We start from the raw sequence: 17804 nt of genomic DNA on the forward strand, positions 1-17804 counted from the left end.
CGGGGACGGGCAGACGCCGCGCCGGTTCGGTTGGTTTTGGCACAACCGCCGCAAAAGGGAAGGCACGCGAAGCGCCCGGAGGGTACCACGGACCACGGACAGGGGTTGCATCGGACCCAAAAGAGCCAGGCACCGGCTTGGGGCCAGCCACGGATCCCGCCCGTCCGCGTGGACCATCGCCGGGCCCGGCCGCCGCCCGCATCGACCTGCCCCGGCTGCTACCAGGCGGGTGGCACGCCGCCCCTGTCGCGGGTCCGTCGCTCCCTCGAAATCTTTTCCACAGAACACGGCCGCCGTGCGACATCGCGGTCGGCAACCGCAACGCGTATCGCGCGTTGCAGGCGCATGACCGATCTCGCCCCCGTTCTGCCGCGTTTCCGACACAGGGGCCTTCTCCTGCGGCGTCCGGTCGTCCTCGCGGGGATCGCGCTCCTGACGCTTCTGGCCATGCTGACGTGGCTGCGCCTGATGGGCCGGCCTTGGGTCTGCGCCTGCGGCACGGTCGCGCTATGGGACGGCGACCCGCATTCGCCGGGTGCCTCGCAGCAGTTCGCCGATTGGTACTCGCTGCTTCATGTCGCGCTCGGCATGGGCCTCTACGCCGCGCTGTCGCGCGCGCGGCCGCGCTGGCCCCTGTCTTGGACGCTGCTTCTGGCGGTCGGCTCCAGCGCGATCTGGGAGATGGTCGAGAACACGAGCTTCGTGGTGGCGCTCTTCGACGGCGCGGCCGGGGCGCCGTCCTATTCGGGCGACAGCGTCCTCAACGCGTTCGGCGACACGGTGTTCGTCACGCTCGGCTTCCTGTTCGCGCGATCCGTGCCGCTCTGGGGATCGCTCCTCGCGCTGGCCGCGATCGAGGCGTCCATCGCCCTTTCCATCCAGGACGGCTTCGTCCTCGGCACGTTGCGCGTCCTCGGCATCTCGGTCTGAGGCCGCCGCCTCAGGCCCGGCGCATGCGGGGCGTCATGCCGGGCGTGGGCTTGGAGACGCCCGGACCCGTGCGCCAGTTCGGCCCCGCCACCGTGACCACGCGGTTGCCCCGGAAGTCCGTCTCGCTCGCGATGAAGCCGCGCTCGGCCATGTAGGTCAGAAGGAAACGGCCGCGCGAGGGCGAGTGGCTGCCATAGGCGCGCGCGAGCGTCGCGTCGTCGGGACAGGGCTCCCCGCCCCGCGCCGCCTTGGCGATCAGGAGGAAGACGCCCTGCATGTCCTCGGGCAGTTCCTCGGAGCGCGCCACCACCTCGGCCCAGGCCTCGTCCGCTCCGCCCTCGCCGACGCCGGCCCGCGCAAGGCCGAGGCGGCGGCGAAAGGCCGCCATGTCGAGCGTCGTGCGCCCGAGGCGCTTCAGGCGGCAATGGACGAGGAAGTCCTGGTAGAGGACGGGTGCCGGGCGGAAGGCGGCGTCGGGCGCGCTCATCAGCTCGCCGATGATCTCGTCTATCTGCTGTTCGAGCTCCTCGGCATCGATCGGGTCGGCCTCGGGCTCGGCTTCCGCGGCGCCCGCCGCCATGCGCGGCCCGGCGACGCGCTCGAGCAGTTCGTGGGTCGAGACCACGGGCTCGCGCGGCGCGCGCGGCGGCGGCGGCAGGGCCACCGGCTCGTCGGCGCCGGCCGTGAAGATGAGGTCGGCCATGGCCTCGGGGCTCGCCTCGGGCAGCGCCATCAGGACCGGTCGGCCGGAGCGGCCCGCCGTCTCCACCGAGCCGATGCGAACCGGCAGCGGGCGGCGCGAGAGCGCGGGGCCGAGCGCCACGAAGTGGCCGGGCTGGAGGTCGCGGAAGCGTTCGGCCTGGCGGCGGTCCATGCCGAGGAGGTCGGCGGCGCGCGCCATGTCGATGTCGAGGAAGGTGCGGCCCATCAGGAAGTTCGAGGCTTCCGCCGCGACGTTCTTGGCGAGCTTGGCGAGGCGCTGGGTGGCGATCATGCCGGCCAGCCCGCGCTTGCGGCCGCGGCACATGAGGTTGGTCATGGCGCCGAGCGAGATGCGGCGCGCCTCGTCGGCCACCTCGCCCGCCATGGAGGGCGCGAAGATCTGCGCCTCGTCCACGGCGATCAGCATCGGGAACCAGTAGTGCCGGTCGGCGTCGAAGAGCCCGTTCAGGAAGGCGGCGGCGCAGCTCATCTGCACCTCGGCGTCGAGCCCCTCGAGGTTGAGGACGACGGAAGCGCGGTGCTGGCGGATGCGGGCGGCGATGCGGCCGAGCTCGGCCGGGGTGCGATCGGCATCCACCACGACGTGGCCGAAGCGCTCGGAGAAGGACACGAAGTCGCCCTCCGGGTCGATGATCGCCTGCTGCACGAAGCCGGCGCTCTGCTCCAGGATGCGGCGGAAGAGGTGCGACTTGCCCGAGCCGGAATTGCCCTGGACGAGCAGGCGCGTGGACAGGAGTTCCTCGAGATCCATCTCCGCCGGCTCGCCGGTGGCGGTGGTCCCGAGATCGACGGCGACCTTGGTCAATTCGATGCTTCTCCGGCGCGGGCGCGGACGGAGCCGAAGGGGACGGCGGGCGCCCGGCGCGTTCGGCTCTGGTTGAAACCAATCCTAGCGCGGGCTGCTGTGGAAAAGGAGTCCCGCCGGCGTTTCTGTCCACACGAGGACGCCGTTTTCCCGCATCGCGCGAGCCGACGAAGCGGGCCGCATCGGGCCGGGCGACGACCGGCCCGGCCCGAGACGGTGGTCCTAGCGGCTCAGAGCCACTTGTCGTAGTCGGAGACGAGGAGGTGGACGGGCTCCTCGTCCTCCTCGATCTCGGCGAAGCGCCCGATGGCCTCGGCGAAGACGTTGTCGGTGAGGTCGTCGTTGACGGTCGAGACCTCGCCGATCAGGACGTCGCCCCCCTCGCCCCAGAAGGCGTGCCAGTCGGTGCGCGGCATGAGCGTGACGCTCTCGCCGGGTTGGAGGCGCAGGATGTCGCCCCCCTTCATCTGGCGCCGCATGCCGTCGGTCACGACGTTGACGGGAGCCGCCTTGTCGATCGAGCCGTCGGGGGCGGCGGTGTAGAGCTTGAGCGCCAGCGTGCCGCCGCCCCGGTTGATGATGTCCTCGGCCTTGAGGTCGTGGCGGTGCATGGGCGAGAGCTGATCCTGGCGCGAGATCATGATCTTCTCGGCATAGAGCATGCCGCGCCCCGCCTTCAGGTCGGCATTGTCGCCGTTGCGCGTGGTGAAGAGGAAGAGGCCCATATTGTCGAAGTCGCCGCGACCGTAGTCGGTGATGTCCCAGCCGAGCCGGCGCTCCACCACGGCCGAGAGCTCGCTCCGGCGCGCCTTCATCTCGCTCGGCGAAAGATAGGCGAAGGGCGGCATGCGGTAGCCGAAGGAGCGGATGAACTCGTCCCCCTCGCGCAGGATCTCGTTGACGCGCGAACGCTTCATGGCAGCACTCCTCCCTGGAACGCCCGACCGCCGGGCGGGAGCGCTCCTAGCACGCCGGATCGGCTCCGGGCGACAGGGGCTTGGGCAATCCGTCCGCTTTCCCGCGAGAGCTTGGGTGCTAAAACCTTTCCATCGGACGACGCGCCGGACGGGCACCGGCCCGGGCGCGCCCGCGAAAGGACGCCGCCATGTTCGAAGGCTTCGACCCCGTGCTGCTCGCGCGCATCCAGTTCGCCTTCACGGTCTCGTTCCACTTCTTCTTTCCCGCCTTCACGATCGGCCTCGCCTCGTTCCTGGCTGTCCTGAACGGCCTGCATCTGGCGACCGGCCGGCAGGTCTACCGGACGCTGTTCCAGTACTGGGTCAAGATCTTCGCCGTGAGCTTCGCCATGGGCGTCGTGTCGGGCATCGTGATGAGCTACCAGTTCGGCACGAACTGGAGCGTCTTCTCGGACAGGACGGGTTCGATCCTCGGTCCGATGATGGCCTACGAGGTGCTATCGGCCTTCTTTCTCGAGGCCGGGTTCCTCGGCGTCATGCTGTTCGGGCTGAACCGCGTCGGCAAGGGCCTGCACATGTTCGCGACCCTCATGGTGGCGCTCGGCACGCTCGGCTCGGCCTTCTGGATCCTGTCGGTGAACTCGTGGATGCACACGCCGGCCGGCTACGCGGTGGCGGCCAACGGGCAGTTCGTGCCGGAGGATTGGTGGGCCATCGTCTTCAACCCGTCCTTCCCCTACCGCCTCGCGCACACGGTGCTCGCGGCCTACCTGACGACCGCCTTCGTGGTGGGCGGGGTGGGCGCCTTCCACCTCCTGCGCGACCGGCACAACGCGGCCGCGCGCACCATGTTTTCGATGGCGCTCTGGATGGCGACCGTGGTCGCGCCCGCGCAGATCCTGATGGGCGACGCGCACGGGCTCAACACGCTGGAACACCAGCCCATGAAGGTCGCCGCCATGGAAGGGCACTTCGAGACGAACCGCGATGGCGGCATGCCGCTCACGCTCTTCGGCCTTCCCGACATGGAGGCGGGACGCATGCGGAACGCGGTCGCCATTCCGCAGCTCGGCTCCCTGATTCTCACCCACTCGCTCACCGGCGAGGTCAGGGGCCTCGACCAGTTTCCCCGCGAGGACTGGCCCAACGTCTGGATCGTCTTCTTCACCTTCCGCATCATGGTCGGCATCGGCTTCGCCATGCTCGGGATCGGCCTGTGGGCGCTGTATCGCCGCGTCCGGGGCTCGATCTTCGAGGATCGCTGGCTGCAGCGCGCCGCCGTCGTCATGGCGCCGAGCGGCTTCGCGGCGGTTCTGGCCGGCTGGATGACCACCGAGGTCGGGCGCCAGCCCTACACGGTCTACGGCCTCCTGCGCACGAGCGAGAGCCATTCGCCGATCGCGGCCTCGGCGGTCGGCACCTCGCTTCTCGCCTTCATCGCCGTGTACTTCGTCGTGTTCGGCGCGGGCGTCTACTACATCCTGCGCACCATGGGCAAAGCGCCGAGCGTCTTCGAAGCGGGGCCCGATCCGCTCCTGCCGATCCGCACCGCCGGCATCACGCCGGGGCCGGCGATGGACGTCGTGGACGGCACGGTGGCCGGCGCCGCGCGCGCCGAAGCCTGAGAGGAGAGCATCATGGATCTTCCCCTTCTCTGGGCCTTCATCCTCGCCTTCGCCGTCCTCGCCTATGTCGTGCTCGACGGCTTCGATCTGGGCATCGGGATCCTGTTCCCGTTCCTCAAGCGACACGAGAACCGCGACACGGCGATGAACACGGTCGCGCCCTTCTGGGACGGCAACGAGACCTGGCTGATCTTAGGGGGCGGCGGGCTCTTCGCGGTCTTCCCGCTCGCCTACGCGGTTCTCATGCCCGCGCTCTACGCGCCGATCATCGCGATGCTGCTGGCGCTGATCTTCCGGGGCGTCGCCTTCGAGTTCCGCTGGCGCACCGTGCGCTGGCGCGGCGTGTGGGACCTGTCCTTCTTCGCCGGCTCCCTGGTGGCGGCCTTCGCGCAAGGCGTGTCGCTCGGTGCGATCGTGCAGGGGATCGAGGTCTCGGGCCGCGCCTATGGCGGGGGCTGGTTCGACTGGGCGACCCCCTTCTCCATGATGACCGGGGTCGCCGTCGCGGTCGGCTACGCGCTTCTCGGCGCGACCTGGATCGTCATGAAGACCGAAGGACCGCTGAACCGCCTCGCCGCCCGCTACGCCCTCTTCCTGGGCGCGGGAACGGTTCTCGCCATCGCGGTGGTCTCGGCCTGGATGCCCTTCCTCCAGCCGAGCTTCTACTCGCGCTGGCTGACCTTCCCGCAGATCTTGGCGGTGGCGCCGATCCCTGCTCTCGTCGCGCTCTCGGCCTGGAGCCTCTGGAAGGGCCTGCGCAATCCGATCTCGGGCCGGCGGCCCTTCCTGTCGGCGCTGGCGCTCTTCGCGCTGTCCTTCGCGGGCATCGGCATCTCGTTCTATCCGAACATCCTGCCGCCCGCGCTCACGATCTGGCAGGCCGCCGCGCCCGATTCCAGCCTCGTCTTCCTGCTGGTCGGCGCCTCGGTCCTGATCCCGCTGATCCTCGCCTACATGACCTATTCCTACTGGGTGTTCCGGGGAAAGGTGATCGAGGGCGAGGGCTATCACACGCACGGCCACTGACGTGCCCGTCGCGCTGCGCAGGCTCCTCTGGTTCGCCGCGATCTGGCTCGCCAGCATCGCGGCGCTGAGCGTCGTCGCCTATGCGATCCGCTGGGCGATCATGCCCTGACCGGGCGTCAGAGCGCGATCTCGGGCACGAAGGCCTTCACGCGGCCCATGTCCTCCTCGAACAGCGTCTGCTCGCGCGCCTGCGCCTCGGCGTCGGGCAGGCGCAGGATGTAGGCGGGGTGGACGGTGACGAGGAGCTTGGTGTCGCCGCCGGGCAGGTCGATCAGGCGCGAGCGCGTGTCGCGGATCGTCACCGTCTTGCCGATCACGGCGGCGGCGGCGGTCGCCCCGAGCGCCACGATAAGCTTGGGTCGGATCAGCTCGCGCTCCTGTTCCAGCCACCAGCGGCAGACCTTCACCTCGCTGACCGCCGGCGTCTTGTGGATGCGCCGCTTGCCGCGCGGCTCGAACTTGAAGTGCTTGACCGCGTTCGTGACGTAGGCCTGCGCCCGGTCGACGCCGGCCGCCTCCAGCGCCGCGTTGAACACCTTGCCGGCGGGCCCGACGAAGGGGTGGCCGGCCAGATCCTCCTGGTCGCCCGGCTGCTCGCCGACGAAGATCACGGGCGCGTCCGGCGGCCCCTCGCCGAACACGGTCTGGGTGGCCGGCTCCCAGAGCGGGCACGCCTTGCAGTGACGCGCCTGCTCGCGCGCCTCCTCGATCGTGTCCGGAGCCTTGTTGAAGCCGTTGAAGGCGGGAACGGCTGCCGCTCGTGCCATGGTGTTGCGCTCCGATTGTTTCTCGGCACGCAAACTCGGCAGGGTCGGCGCGGTTTCGATCATGCGGCGCGAGGCCGCCTCGGCCCCTCGGATCAGGGGCTCGATCAGCGCGGCCTCGGGCAGGTTGTGCCAGTATTTCTTCGGCATCTCGGCCTGCATCGCCTTCACCTTCAACCGGGCCGGGTTGAAGATCGAGGAATAGTAGGTGAGCCAGAGCGCCTCGGTGTCGTCGTCGGCCGGCTTCTGCGACGCGTCGGCACCCGGCGCGAAGACCATCTCCGCCCCGTCCCAGTGGACCGAACGCTTCGGCGTCAGGATGCTCCAGATCATGCCGGGAAAGCGCCGGAGGAAGAAGGGCGCGGTCAGCTCCACCACGTGGTGGAAGGGCTCGAACCAGGCGATGTAGTGGCGCTGCCCGTCGGTCGTTTCCACCTCGCGGAAGCGCACGAAGGCCTTCATCTTGTGGCTGTCGCGGCGCACCGCCTTTTCGAACTCGGCGGCGCGCGCGACATCCGCGTCGGACGCCACTTCCAGAAGCCCCTTCTCGCGCTGCAGGCGCCACAGGAGGCGGTAGGCGAGGCGGAAGCGCTCGGGGTCCGCATGGCAGACGACCTTGCGCGCCAGATCGGGAAAGGCGCGCGGGACGCTCAGGCCGGGCGCGCCGTCCGGCATCGCGCCCAGCGGCTCGGCAAAGAGCGGCCCGGCCTCGTCGCCGACGCAGAAGTCCATCTCGTCCGGCGAGACGCCCAGCGCCACGGCCCGGCGCGCGGCCTCGCGCCAGCCCTCGAAGTCCGCCGGATGGTCGAGGCGCGCGAGCTTCATGGCTCAGAACAGGCTCAGCTGCTGGGCGGGAGGCTTCCTGACCAGCGTCTCGCGCCCGTCGAGCCGGGCCGGCGTCCAGTCGATCGCCTCCACGAAGGGGCGCACCTTCTCGATCGAGCCGCACAGCCGCTTCACGTCGTCGAGGCGCAGGCTTCGATGGCGCCGCGTCGACAGGATGCGGTCCACCGACTTCGTGCCGAGGCCCGGCACGCGCAAGAGCATCTCGCGGTCGGCGCGGTTGACGTCGACCGGGAAGCGCCCCCGATTCTTGAGCGCCCAGGCGAGCTTGGGGTCGATGGCGAGATCCAGCATGCCGCCCTCCCCGCCCGACACGATCTCGTCGCGCTCGAAGCCGTAGAAGCGCATCAGCCAGTCGGCCTGGTAGAGCCGGTGCTCGCGCATCAGCGGAGGCTTGGCCAGCGGCAGGGCGGACGAGGAGTCGGGGATCGGCGAAAAGGCGGAATAGTAGACGCGACGCAGGCGATAGTTGCCGTAGAGGTTCTCGGAGCGGCCGAGAATGTCGTCGTCGCTGGCGGCGTCCGCCCCGATGATCATCTGCGTCGACTGCCCGCCCGGCGCGAACTTCGGGGGCTTCACGCGGTCGCGCGCCTCGCCCTTGTGCTCGTCGATCTTGAGCCGGAGGTGCCCCATCGAGCGCTTGATGTCGCGGGGCTTCTTCTCGGGCGCGAGCCGCTCCAGCCCGATGTCGGTCGGCAGCTCGATGTTGATCGACAGGCGGTCGGCGAACAGCCCCGCCTCCTCGATCAGCTTCGGCGACGCGTCGGGAATGGTCTTGAGGTGGATGTAGCCCGCGAAGTTCTCCTCCATGCGCAGCTTGCGCGCGATGCGGACCATCTCCTCCATCGTGTAGTCCGAGGAGCGGATGATGCCGGACGAGAGGAACAGGCCCTCGATGTAGTTCCGCTTGTAGAACTCCATCGTCAGCTTCACGACCTCCTCCACCGAGAAGCGCGCGCGCTGAACGTTCGAGGACGAGCGGTTCACGCAGTAGACGCAGTCGTAGACGCAGAAGTTCGTCATCAGGATCTTGAGGAGCGAGATGCAGCGCCCGTCCGGCGCATAGGCATGGCAGATCCCCGACCCTTCCGTGGATCCGATGCCGCCGGTCTTGGAGGAGTCGCGCTTGGCGGTTCCGCTGGAAGCGCAGGACGCGTCGTATTTCGCGGCGTCCGACAGGATGGCGAGCTTGGTCTTGAGCGTCATCTGGGCCATCCCGAACATATAGTGTTCTTCCTTCGTTCCGGCCATGCTCGACGATGGCTTATCCCAAGGAAATCGGCGGAAACGGCCGATCGGCGTTCAGCCTGGGTTCATGACCGTAAGGCGACCTTGCGATCAGTTTCCCGTGTTCGGGGAACCGGAGCGAATTTCCGTGCTTCCCGACCCGTGGGACGTTGTTCGCAGGGCGCGCAAAGCGCCTTGCAGGAGTTATGAGGATATCTTGCCGATGCGTCGTTCGATCTCGTCGTTTCTTGCCGCCGCGCTGCTCGCCACGAGCGGCCTGACCGTCGCCTCCGCCCCGGCCGAGGCCCAGAGCTACCGCCAGCAGCAGCGTTTCGTGGAGCGCTTCTGCGCCCGCAATCCCGGCGCGCGCGACTGCCGCGAGTTCCGTCGCGACGCGCGCCGCTGGGACAACCGCCGCTACCAGCGCTGGTACCGCGACAACTACCGCCAGGACCGCCGCGACGCGACCACGGCGGCGATCTTCGGCCTTGCCGCCGGGGCGGCGCTGGGCGCGGCGGCGGCCAACAGCGGTGGCGGCTACAGTTCGAGCCAAGCCCAGCGCTGCGCCGCGCGCTACCGCACCTACGATCCGCGCACCAACACCTATGTCGCCAACAGCGCGGGCGAGCGCCGCATCTGCCGCCTCTGACGCGTTCGGTGGGCCGCGTCCGCGAGGGTGCGGCCCACCCGCCCTTGAAACCGAAGCGTTCAGCGCGCGTTCAGGTGCCGGATCATACGGGTTGAGGCGACCCCTCCAGGCTCCGCTTGTTCGGAGCGACCTCCAGGGACCGACCTCGAACGCTTCGGAGTGTTTCGCCATGCGCATGCTTCTCGCAGGTTTGGCCGCCGTTCTCACCGTCACGGCCGGCGGCGCCACCGCCGCCAAGGCGGAGCCCTGGGGCTACGGCCCCGGCCCCTACTACGGCGGGGGATACGGAGGGGGCTATTATCGCCACCACGACCGCGGCTTCCGGGGCGGCGACGCGCTGGTGGGCGGCGCGATCGGCCTCGCCGCCGGCGCGCTTCTAGGCTCGGCGCTCTCGCAGCCCCGCCCCGCGCCCGCCTATGTCGATCCCTACTACGGCCGCCCGGTCTACGCGGCGCCCGCCTACCGCGCGCCCGCGCCCGTCTATGTCGAGCCGCCGGCCTACGAGGACAGCTATCCCGCGCCCCGCACGGTCCGCTACTACAACCGCGCACCGAGCGGCCACGTCGAGCGCTGCCTCGCGCGCTACCGCTCCTACGACCCGCGCTCCGACACGTTCGTGGGCTACGACGGCTACGCGCGCCGCTGCAATCTCTGAACGCGGCACGCTTTCCAACCAGGGGCCCCGGAGCGATCCGGGGCCTTTTTTCGTGCGCGGACAGATCGATAGGACCCGCCCTGTGGGTTGCTGTGGACGGGCGTGCCAAGGTGTGGCGCAAGTCCCACAAAAGCCTCGTCGCTTCGCCCTGCGTCGAGCGGACCGGTTGTCATCGGGGGCCAACTCGGCATCTTGAACGGCAAGTGGATCCCGAGTGACGGCCCGATGGGCCGCTGGGGGTTGGCCGGATGCGAGCGGTTCCGCCGCGCATCCGGACATCGGGTGGGAAAGCGTTCGCGTTGGCACAGACCCTGACGGCATCCTGGCTGCGCACGACCTGCGCCGCCCTCCTGCTGGCTTCGGCCGTGACACCGGTGGGCGCGCAGGCACCGACGCGCCCCGCCGCCTCGCCGCTCCGCTTCCTCGATCCGTTCAACCTCTTCACCTCGCCCGAAGCCGAGGATCCGGGCATTCCCGATCCCGTGCGCTACGAGGCGACGCTCACCGTCATGCCGGACGAGAGCGGGCTGCAGAAGACGCTGGAGCGAGCCTCCTCGCTGATCGCCGACGAGAAGGAGCCCGTTTCGGGCTCGCTCGGGCTCCTGGCCAAGGCGCGCACCGATCGCCGCCGCATCGTGGCGGCCCTCTACGAGAACGCGCGCTACGACGGGCTCGTGACGATCCGGGTGGACGGGCGCGACATCGCGACCCTCGAGCCGGACGCGACCTTCGACACCTCGCGCACCGTGCCGGTCGAGATCACGGTGGATCCCGGCCCCCTGTTCACGATCGGAACCGTCACGGTCGAGGCCGACGACCGGGGCCCGATCGACACCGCCCCCTACGAGCTGACGCCGGGCTCGAACGCGGGATCGGTGCGCATCCTCGCCGCCGAGGGACGAATCCTCACCGACCTTCGCGACCAGGGCCGCCCGTTCGTGGCGCTGACGCGGCGCGAGGTGGTGGCCGATTCCGCCACGCGCCGGATCGACGTGGCGCTCCGCATCTCGCCGGGCGGCGTCGTGCCCTTCGGCCAGACCTATGTCGAGGGCACGAGCCGGATGAATCCGGGCTTCGTCGCCTACATGGCGGGCATCCAGCCGGGCGAGACCTATTCGGTCGCCGCGATCGAAAAGGCGCGCAAGCGCCTCGTCGGCCTCAACGTCTTCTCCACCGCCAACGTCAAGGCGAGCGATGCGCAGGCAGACGACGGGACGCTCCCGGTCCAGGTCGTGGTGGCCGAGCGCAAGCGCTTCGTGTTCGGCGCGGGCGCGACCTTCTCCAACACGGAAGGCGCCGGCGCCAACGCCTACTGGGAGGACCGCAACGTCTTCGGCCGCGCCGAGTCGCTGCGCATCGAGGGCAAGGTCGCGCGCATCGGCGCCGAGACGCTGTCCGACAACTCCCGTCCGCTGGACGGCTTCGACTATTCGGCGAGCGCGACCTTCCGCAAGCCGGGCGTGCTCGGGCCCGACTCGGTCTATGTCGGATCGCTGATCGGCCTGCGCGAGCAGCCGCTCGCCTACGACCGCACCTCGGTCGCCCTGACAAACGGCGTCGAGTACCAGATCGACGACCGGCAGAAGGCGACGCTCGGCATCCGCGCCGAATACGAGACGGTGCGCGACTATTTCGGCGAGAACGAGTTCCTGATCGCCTCCGTGCCCGGCACCTACACCTATGACGGTCGCGACAACGAGCTGAACCCGACGCGCGGCTTCCTCGCCAAGCTCTCCGCCGAGCCCTCCTACGAGATCGAGAACGGCACCTTCTTCGCCAAGGCTCGCGGCGACGTCTCGGCCTACCTGTCGTTCGACGACGAGGGCCGGTTCGTGGCCGCCGGACGCGTTGGCTACGGCGCGATCGTGGGGGCGGACCTCGCCGAAATCCCGAACGACCGGCGCTTCTATGCCGGCGGCGGCGGCTCGATGCGCGGCTACGCCTTCCAGTCGATCGGTCCCTACACGCCCCCGATCGCCTTTCCCGGCACCAACCCGAACTTCGTCGACACGCCGATCGGCGGGCTGTCGGTCTTCGAGGCCTCGGCGGAGCTGCGCTTCCGCATCACGGAAAACATCCAGATCGTGCCCTTCGTGGACGGGGGAACGGTCGGCACCGACCTCGCCCCCGACTTCGGCGAGTTCAAGCTGGGGGCCGGCGTCGGCGCCCGCTACATCACGAGCTTCGGCCCGATCCGCGTCGACGTCGCCCTGCCGCTCGATCCCGGCCCGCGCGACTCCTCGTTCCAGATCTACGCCGGTATCGGGCAGGCCTTCTGATGCGGTTTCCCCACGCCCTCCTCGCCGTCGTCGCGCTCGCCCTCGCCTGGCTCGCCCCGGTCGCCCCGGCGAAGGCGCAGTTCCTCGCCGGCCAGCTCGAGAACCTCCTGTCGACGCCCGACCGCACGGTGCGCGTTCAGGGTCTCAGCGGTGTCCTCAGCGGGAACCTGCGCATCCAGGAGGTGACCGTCGCCGACCGAGACGGCGTGTGGCTGACGGCGCGCGACCTCGCGCTCGACTGGTCGCCGCTCGCGCTCGTGCGCAAGAACGTCTCGGTCGAGAACCTCACCGCCGGCCAGATCACGCTCGCGCGCCTGCCGCTGGCGGGCCAGACCCCGGCCGAGTCCTCCGAGGGCGGCTTCTCGCTTCCCTCGATCACGGCCGACATCCGCAACATCCAGGTGAACGAGTTCGCGCTCGGCGAAGCGGTGGCGGGCGTGAGCGCCCGGCTTGCCGCGCAGGGGTCGCTGCGCCTGTCCGCCGACCCGGCGGTTCTCGACGCGAATCTGGCGATCCGTCGCCTCGACCAGCCGGGCGAGGTGAACCTCAAGCTCGGCTTCGAGCCGGCGAACAACCGGCTCGAGATCGCGATGAACGCCAGCGAGCCGGCCGGCGGCCTCGTGGCGGGGCTCCTGAAAATCCCTGGCGCGCCGCCGGTGGCGCTTTCGATCCAGGGCAACGGCCCGCTCGACGCCTTTTCGGCGAACGGCACGCTGGATCTTGGCTCCGAGCGCGCGGCCACCCTTCAGGCCTCGACGCAGAACGGCGGCGACGGCCGGCGCGTCCAGGCCGACCTCACGGCCCTGACGGCTCCCTTCGTGCCGGAAGCCTATCTCGGCACGGTGGGCCGCGATCTGCGCCTGCAGGCGAACGTCCTGCTGCGCCCCGACGGCGCGATCGCCATCGACACCGGACGTCTCGTGTCCGGCAATCTCGACCTGACGGCGCAAGGGGTCCTCGACCGCTCGGGCTCCGCCAACGACCTGACGGTGGCGCTGCGCACCGACGAGGGCAATCCGATCCCGATCGTTCTCGGCGAGGCGGGCGCACGCACCGCGATCGACCTGTCGCGCCTCGATGCGCGGCTGCAGGGCGCCTTCTCGGCCGCGGCCGTCGAGCTCTCGGCCGCCGCCCGCTCGGCGGGCTATGCCGACTACGCCGTGAACGAGCTCACGGCCTCGGCGAGCTCCACGGCCTTCGACCTGAACAACATCGCCGGCCCCCTCCAGCTTCAGGCCGACGCGCGCAGCGCCAGCGTTCCCGCCGGCATCGCGACGCGCGTCCTCCAGGGGCCGATCAGCCTGCGCGGCCAGGGCGCGCTGACGGCGGACGGGATCGGCCTCGACAGCGCCAGCCTCAAGACCGCCGTGGCCGAGCTGTCGCTGGCCGGGCAGGCGGCGCTGAACGTCTCGACCTTCGCGCTCGACATCCAGAGCCGCTTCCAGACCGAGGCGCTGGCCGCGGACGCCGTTCCCTATGTGGGTCCGAGCGTCGCGATCGCGGGACGCGCCTCGCGCGCGGCCGACGGCTCGTTCGCGCTCTCCGACTTCAGGGTCGACGGCGACGCGCTGGACCTGTCCGGGACCGCGAGCCTCACCGGCGAGACCATCGCCGCCGCCGTGTCGGGCCGCCTCAACCAGGCGGTGGTGGCGGGTAGCGGGCTCGACGGCGAGGCGGAGTTCAAGCTCGACGCCTCCGGCACGACCGCCGCCCCCGCGATCGACCTCACAGCGACCGCCGCGCGCCTCGATGTGGCGGGCCGTCGCCTCGAGAACCTCGACGCCCGCATCCAGGGCACCTTCCCGCTCGACGCGCCCGCCGGCACGGTGGCGGTGAACGGCACCTATGACGGCGCGCCGCTCCGGCTAGCCGCAACGCTCGCGACCGAGGGCGGCGTGCGACGGCTGACCGACCTCGTCCTGCGCCAGAACCGCAACCGGGTCGAGGGCTCGGTCGCGCTCGACGACGAGAACCGCGCCACCGGCCAGCTGCGCCTCGACCTGCCCGACGCAGCCCCCCTTCTGGCGCTCGCCGGCCAGACCGGCGCGGGCACGCTCAACGGGACCGTGAACCTTGCGGTCGGCTCGAACGGAACGCCGACGGCGGACCTCGACCTCGCGGCCCCCACCGTCACGCTGAACGGAAACAGCCTTACTGAGGCCCGCATCCGACTGCGCGCGACCGACTATCTCCAGCGCCCGCAGGTTTCGGGAACGGTCCGCGCAGCCGAGATCGAGGCGGGGTCGCTCACCGTGTCGCGCCTCGACGCCGCGCTGGAGGCGATCAATCGGGCGACCGCCGTCAACGCCTCGCTCCGGCTCAACGGCGTGCCGACCGAGCTGTCGGGCGACGTCGCCTTCACCGATGCCGGGACCGTGGTCGAGCTTCGGCGCCTCGCCGCCCAGGTGCCGAACGCCCCGCTCTCGCTGGCCGAGCCCGCCACGGTCACGCTCGGCTCGGTTCGCACCACGATCAGTCGCGTTCTCCTGAACGCCGGCTCGGGCTCGCTCGAACTCTCGGGCTCGGCCGGCGACACGCTCGACCTCGACCTTTCGCTGAACCGGCTGCCGGTCGCGCTCGCCAATCCCTTCGTCGCCGATCTCGACGCGTCGGGAACCTTGACCGGCACCGCCGCCCTCAAGGGCTCGGCCTCCTCGCCCGACGTCGATTTCTCGCTCCGGGCGGCGGACGTCGAGACCCGCCAGACGCGGCAGGCCCGCCTCGCCCCGGTGGAGGCGAACCTTCAGGGACGCCTGCGCGACGGTACCGCGACACTGGATGCCGCGCGCGTGTCGCTGGGGTCGGGCACGATCGACGCGAGCGGCACGGTCGGCGAGACGCTCGACCTCGATCTGGCGCTCACCAACCTGCCGGTCGCGCTCGCCAACGGCTTCCGCGAGGGCCTGGGCGCCTCGGGCCGCATCGACGGCACGGCCACGGCGACCGGCTCGATCGCCAACCCCGCCGTCCGCTTCGACCTGACCGGCGCCGACATCACCGCCACCGATGTCGCGCGGGCCGGCGTGCCGCCGCTTCGGGTCGAGATCGCGGGCCTTTATCGCGGCTCGACGGTTCGCCTCGACCGCGCGCTCGCGACCGTCGGCTCGGGCCGGATCGAGGCGACCGGCAGCATCGGGCGCGATCTCGACCTCGACCTCACGATCGCCGAGCTTCCCGCCGCGCTCGCCAACGGTTTTGTCCAGGGCCTCGATGCGCGCGGCACGATCTCCGGCAGCGCGAAGGCGACCGGCTCGATCGCCGATCCGACCGGCCGCTTCGAGCTCGCGAGCCGTGGCCTTTCGGCAGCCCCGCTGCGACGGGCCGGTATCGAGGAGGTTCGCCTCGATCTCGCCGGCACGATCGCCGACAGCGCCGTGCGCTTCGAGCGCGGCACGGTACAGGTGGGCGACGGCTCGCTGCAGCTGTCGGGCACACTCGGCCGAACGCTCGACCTGCGCCTCGCGCTCGACCGCCTGCCGCTCGCGATCGCGGACGCGGTACGCCCCGACCTCGGCGCGCGCGGCACGCTGTCCGGCGAGGCCTCGGCCACGGGCACGCTCAGCAATCCGAGCGCGCGCTTCGACGTCACGGCGCGCGGCGTCTCGGTGGCGCAGGGGCGGCAGGCCGGTGCGCCGCCGATCGATGCGGTCGCACGCGGCTCCTATTCGGGCGGCACGCTGCAGCTCGAAACCGCGCAGCTGGATCTCGGTTCGGGCCGCGTCACGGCGTCGGGTTCGGTCGGGCAACGCCTCGATCTCAACGCCGATATCCGGGGCGTACCGGTGTCGCTCGCCGCCGCCGTGGTGCCCGATCTCGCGCCCACCGGGACGCTCGACGGAACGGTTCGCGCCACCGGCTCGGTTTCGGCGCCGGCCGTCGACTACGACCTGCGCGTGGCGAGCCTCAGCCTCCAGCCGACGCGTGAGGCCGGCGTCGGGCCGCTCGACGTCGCGGCGCGCGGCACCTATTCGGGCACCCGCGTCACGGTGGACGGGACGCTCAGCGGCGATGGCCTGCAGTTCTCGGCCAACGGCTCGGTCGGGCTTGCGGGAACGCCGAGCTTCGACCTCGCCCTCAACGGCACCGCACCGCTCGCGCTCGCCAACCGGACGCTGGCCACGGGCGGCCGTTCGGTGAGCGGCGTGGTCCGGGTCGACGCGCGCGTCACCGGAACGGCGGCGGCGCCCAACGTGACCGGCACGGTCACGACAAGCGGCGCCACCTTCAACGATACGGGCGCCAACGTCTCGCTGGAGAACATCCAGGCCAACATCGCGCTGAACGGCCAGTCGGCGACGATTCAGAGCCTGACCGCCAACGTGCGCTCGGGCGGAACGGTGCGCGTGTCGGGCACGGTGGGCTTCGGGAACGGCTTCCCGGCCGACCTCACCATCAACGGCGATCAGGTGCGCTACGCCGACGGCGAGTTCGCGACGGTGCGCCTCGACGCTTCGCTGCGCCTCACGGGACCGCTGACGGGCGATGCCCTCCTGTCGGGCACCGTGAACACGAGCGAGATCAACATCCAGGTTCCCGAGAACCTGCCGACCTCGCTGGCCCAGATCGACCTCAAGCGGCGCAACACGCCACCCGCCGTCCTCAGGCAGCTGCGCGAGATCAACCCCGACAGCGGGTCCGGCGGCACGGGCGGCTCGGGCGGCATCCGCCTCGACGTCACCGTGAACGCGCCCAACCGCGTCTTCGTGCGCGGCCGGGGCCTCGACCTCGAGCTCGGCGGCACGATCCGCGTCCAGGGCCCCGTCTCGGGTCTCGGCGTCAGCGGCGGCTTCGAGCTCCAGCGCGGGCGCTTCCAGCTCCTGTCGCGCCGGCTCGACTTCAGCCGCGCGACGCTGACCTTCAACGGCGACCTCGTGCCGACGCTCGACCTCCTCGCCTCGTCGGATACGGGCGACGGGGTGACCGTCAACGTCGCGATCACGGGTCCCGCCAACGCGCCGAGCTTCTCCTTCACCTCCACCCCTGCCCTGCCGCAGGACGAGGTGCTGGCGCGGCTCGTCTTCGGACAGGGCACGGCCAACCTGTCGCCGCTCCAGATCGCGCAGCTGGCCTCGGCCGCCGCACAGCTCGCCGGCGTCGGCGGCTCGACGGGCCTTCTCGACAACCTGCGCTCGCAGCTCGGCGTCGACGACATCGACATCCGCACGACCGCCGACGGCCAGGCGGCGGTGGGCGTCGGGCGCTACCTCAACGACAATACCTATGTCGGCGTCGACTCCACGGGCCGCGTCTCGATCGACCTCGAGCTCGGCGCCGACATCAAGGCACGCGCCGCCGTGGGCGCGAACGGCGGCGAGGTCGGCGTCTTCTACGAGCGCGAATACGGCGACCCGAAGCCCTGAA

12 protein-coding genes are annotated in these 17804 nt (G+C 70.6%); 8 read left to right on the top strand and 4 right to left on the bottom strand.

The features are described from left to right. Positions 1-345 precede the first annotated feature (345 nt). The gene (locus AUL35_RS22530; RefSeq protein WP_062013230.1) at positions 346-930 is read left to right on the top strand and encodes a DUF2585 family protein; all 585 of its coding nucleotides are present in this window, start codon (positions 346-348) and stop codon (positions 928-930) included. Between the two features lie 10 nt (positions 931-940). Here the strand turns inward: AUL35_RS22530 and AUL35_RS06520 are convergent, their stop codons facing one another. Continuing rightward, complete coding sequence (locus AUL35_RS06520) at positions 941-2458, bottom strand: ATP-binding protein (RefSeq protein WP_082666155.1); 1518 nt, start codon at positions 2456-2458, stop codon at positions 941-943. Between the two features lie 230 nt (positions 2459-2688). Then, positions 2689-3375, bottom strand: coding sequence for a D-lyxose/D-mannose family sugar isomerase (locus AUL35_RS06525; RefSeq protein ID WP_062013232.1), 687 nt, complete (start codon positions 3373-3375; stop codon positions 2689-2691). Between the two features lie 188 nt (positions 3376-3563). On the opposite strand from AUL35_RS06525, the gene AUL35_RS06530 reads away from it, so the two are divergent. Genes AUL35_RS06530 through AUL35_RS21525 form a run of 3 tightly spaced genes read left to right on the top strand, consistent with a single transcriptional unit; the run spans position 3564 to position 6135 of the window. After that, positions 3564-5000, top strand: a complete 1437-nt coding sequence (locus AUL35_RS06530; RefSeq protein ID WP_062013234.1) for a cytochrome ubiquinol oxidase subunit I — start codon at positions 3564-3566, stop codon at positions 4998-5000. Between the two features lie 12 nt (positions 5001-5012). Then, positions 5013-6026: a cytochrome d ubiquinol oxidase subunit II gene (gene cydB, locus AUL35_RS06535; RefSeq protein WP_062013237.1), complete on the top strand. Its 1014-nt coding sequence runs from the start codon at positions 5013-5015 to the stop codon at positions 6024-6026. 1 nt (position 6027) lies between these two features. Then, on the top strand, positions 6028-6135 hold the full coding sequence (locus tag AUL35_RS21525) for a DUF2474 family protein (RefSeq protein ID WP_202814261.1): 108 nt from the start codon (positions 6028-6030) through the stop codon (positions 6133-6135). Between the two features lie 7 nt (positions 6136-6142). Here AUL35_RS21525 and AUL35_RS06540 read toward each other — a convergent pair whose 3' ends face one another. Next, positions 6143-7615, bottom strand: a complete 1473-nt coding sequence (locus tag AUL35_RS06540; RefSeq protein WP_062013239.1) for a UdgX family uracil-DNA binding protein — start codon at positions 7613-7615, stop codon at positions 6143-6145. Between the two features lie 3 nt (positions 7616-7618). Further along, positions 7619-8848 carry a putative DNA modification/repair radical SAM protein gene (locus tag AUL35_RS06545; protein ID WP_062013359.1) on the bottom strand — a complete coding sequence of 410 codons (1230 nt, stop codon included), beginning with the start codon at positions 8846-8848 and terminating at the stop codon, positions 7619-7621. Between the two features lie 235 nt (positions 8849-9083). Here AUL35_RS06545 and AUL35_RS06550 point away from each other — a divergent pair, with 235 nt between their 5' ends. The 4 genes from AUL35_RS06550 to AUL35_RS06565 all read left to right on the top strand — a co-directional run bounded on the left by AUL35_RS06550 (position 9084) and on the right by AUL35_RS06565 (position 17803). Next, positions 9084-9509, top strand: a complete 426-nt coding sequence (locus AUL35_RS06550; protein ID WP_062013241.1) for a BA14K family protein — start codon at positions 9084-9086, stop codon at positions 9507-9509. A gap of 169 nt (positions 9510-9678) precedes the next feature. Next, on the top strand, positions 9679-10164 hold the full coding sequence (locus AUL35_RS06555) for a BA14K family protein (protein ID WP_062013243.1): 486 nt from the start codon (positions 9679-9681) through the stop codon (positions 10162-10164). Positions 10165-10463: 299 nt separating this feature from the next. Then, positions 10464-12443, top strand: a complete 1980-nt coding sequence (locus AUL35_RS06560; RefSeq protein ID WP_244493682.1) for an autotransporter assembly complex family protein — start codon at positions 10464-10466, stop codon at positions 12441-12443. After that, the gene (locus tag AUL35_RS06565) at positions 12443-17803 is read left to right on the top strand and encodes a translocation/assembly module TamB domain-containing protein (RefSeq protein ID WP_062013245.1); all 5361 of its coding nucleotides are present in this window, start codon (positions 12443-12445) and stop codon (positions 17801-17803) included. The genes AUL35_RS06560 and AUL35_RS06565 overlap by 1 nt, the downstream gene beginning before the upstream one ends. Position 17804: the final 1 nt, after the last annotated feature.

It is taken from the genome of Aureimonas sp. AU4 (assembly GCF_001463765.1).
Lineage (GTDB): Bacteria > Pseudomonadota > Alphaproteobacteria > Rhizobiales > Rhizobiaceae > Aureimonas.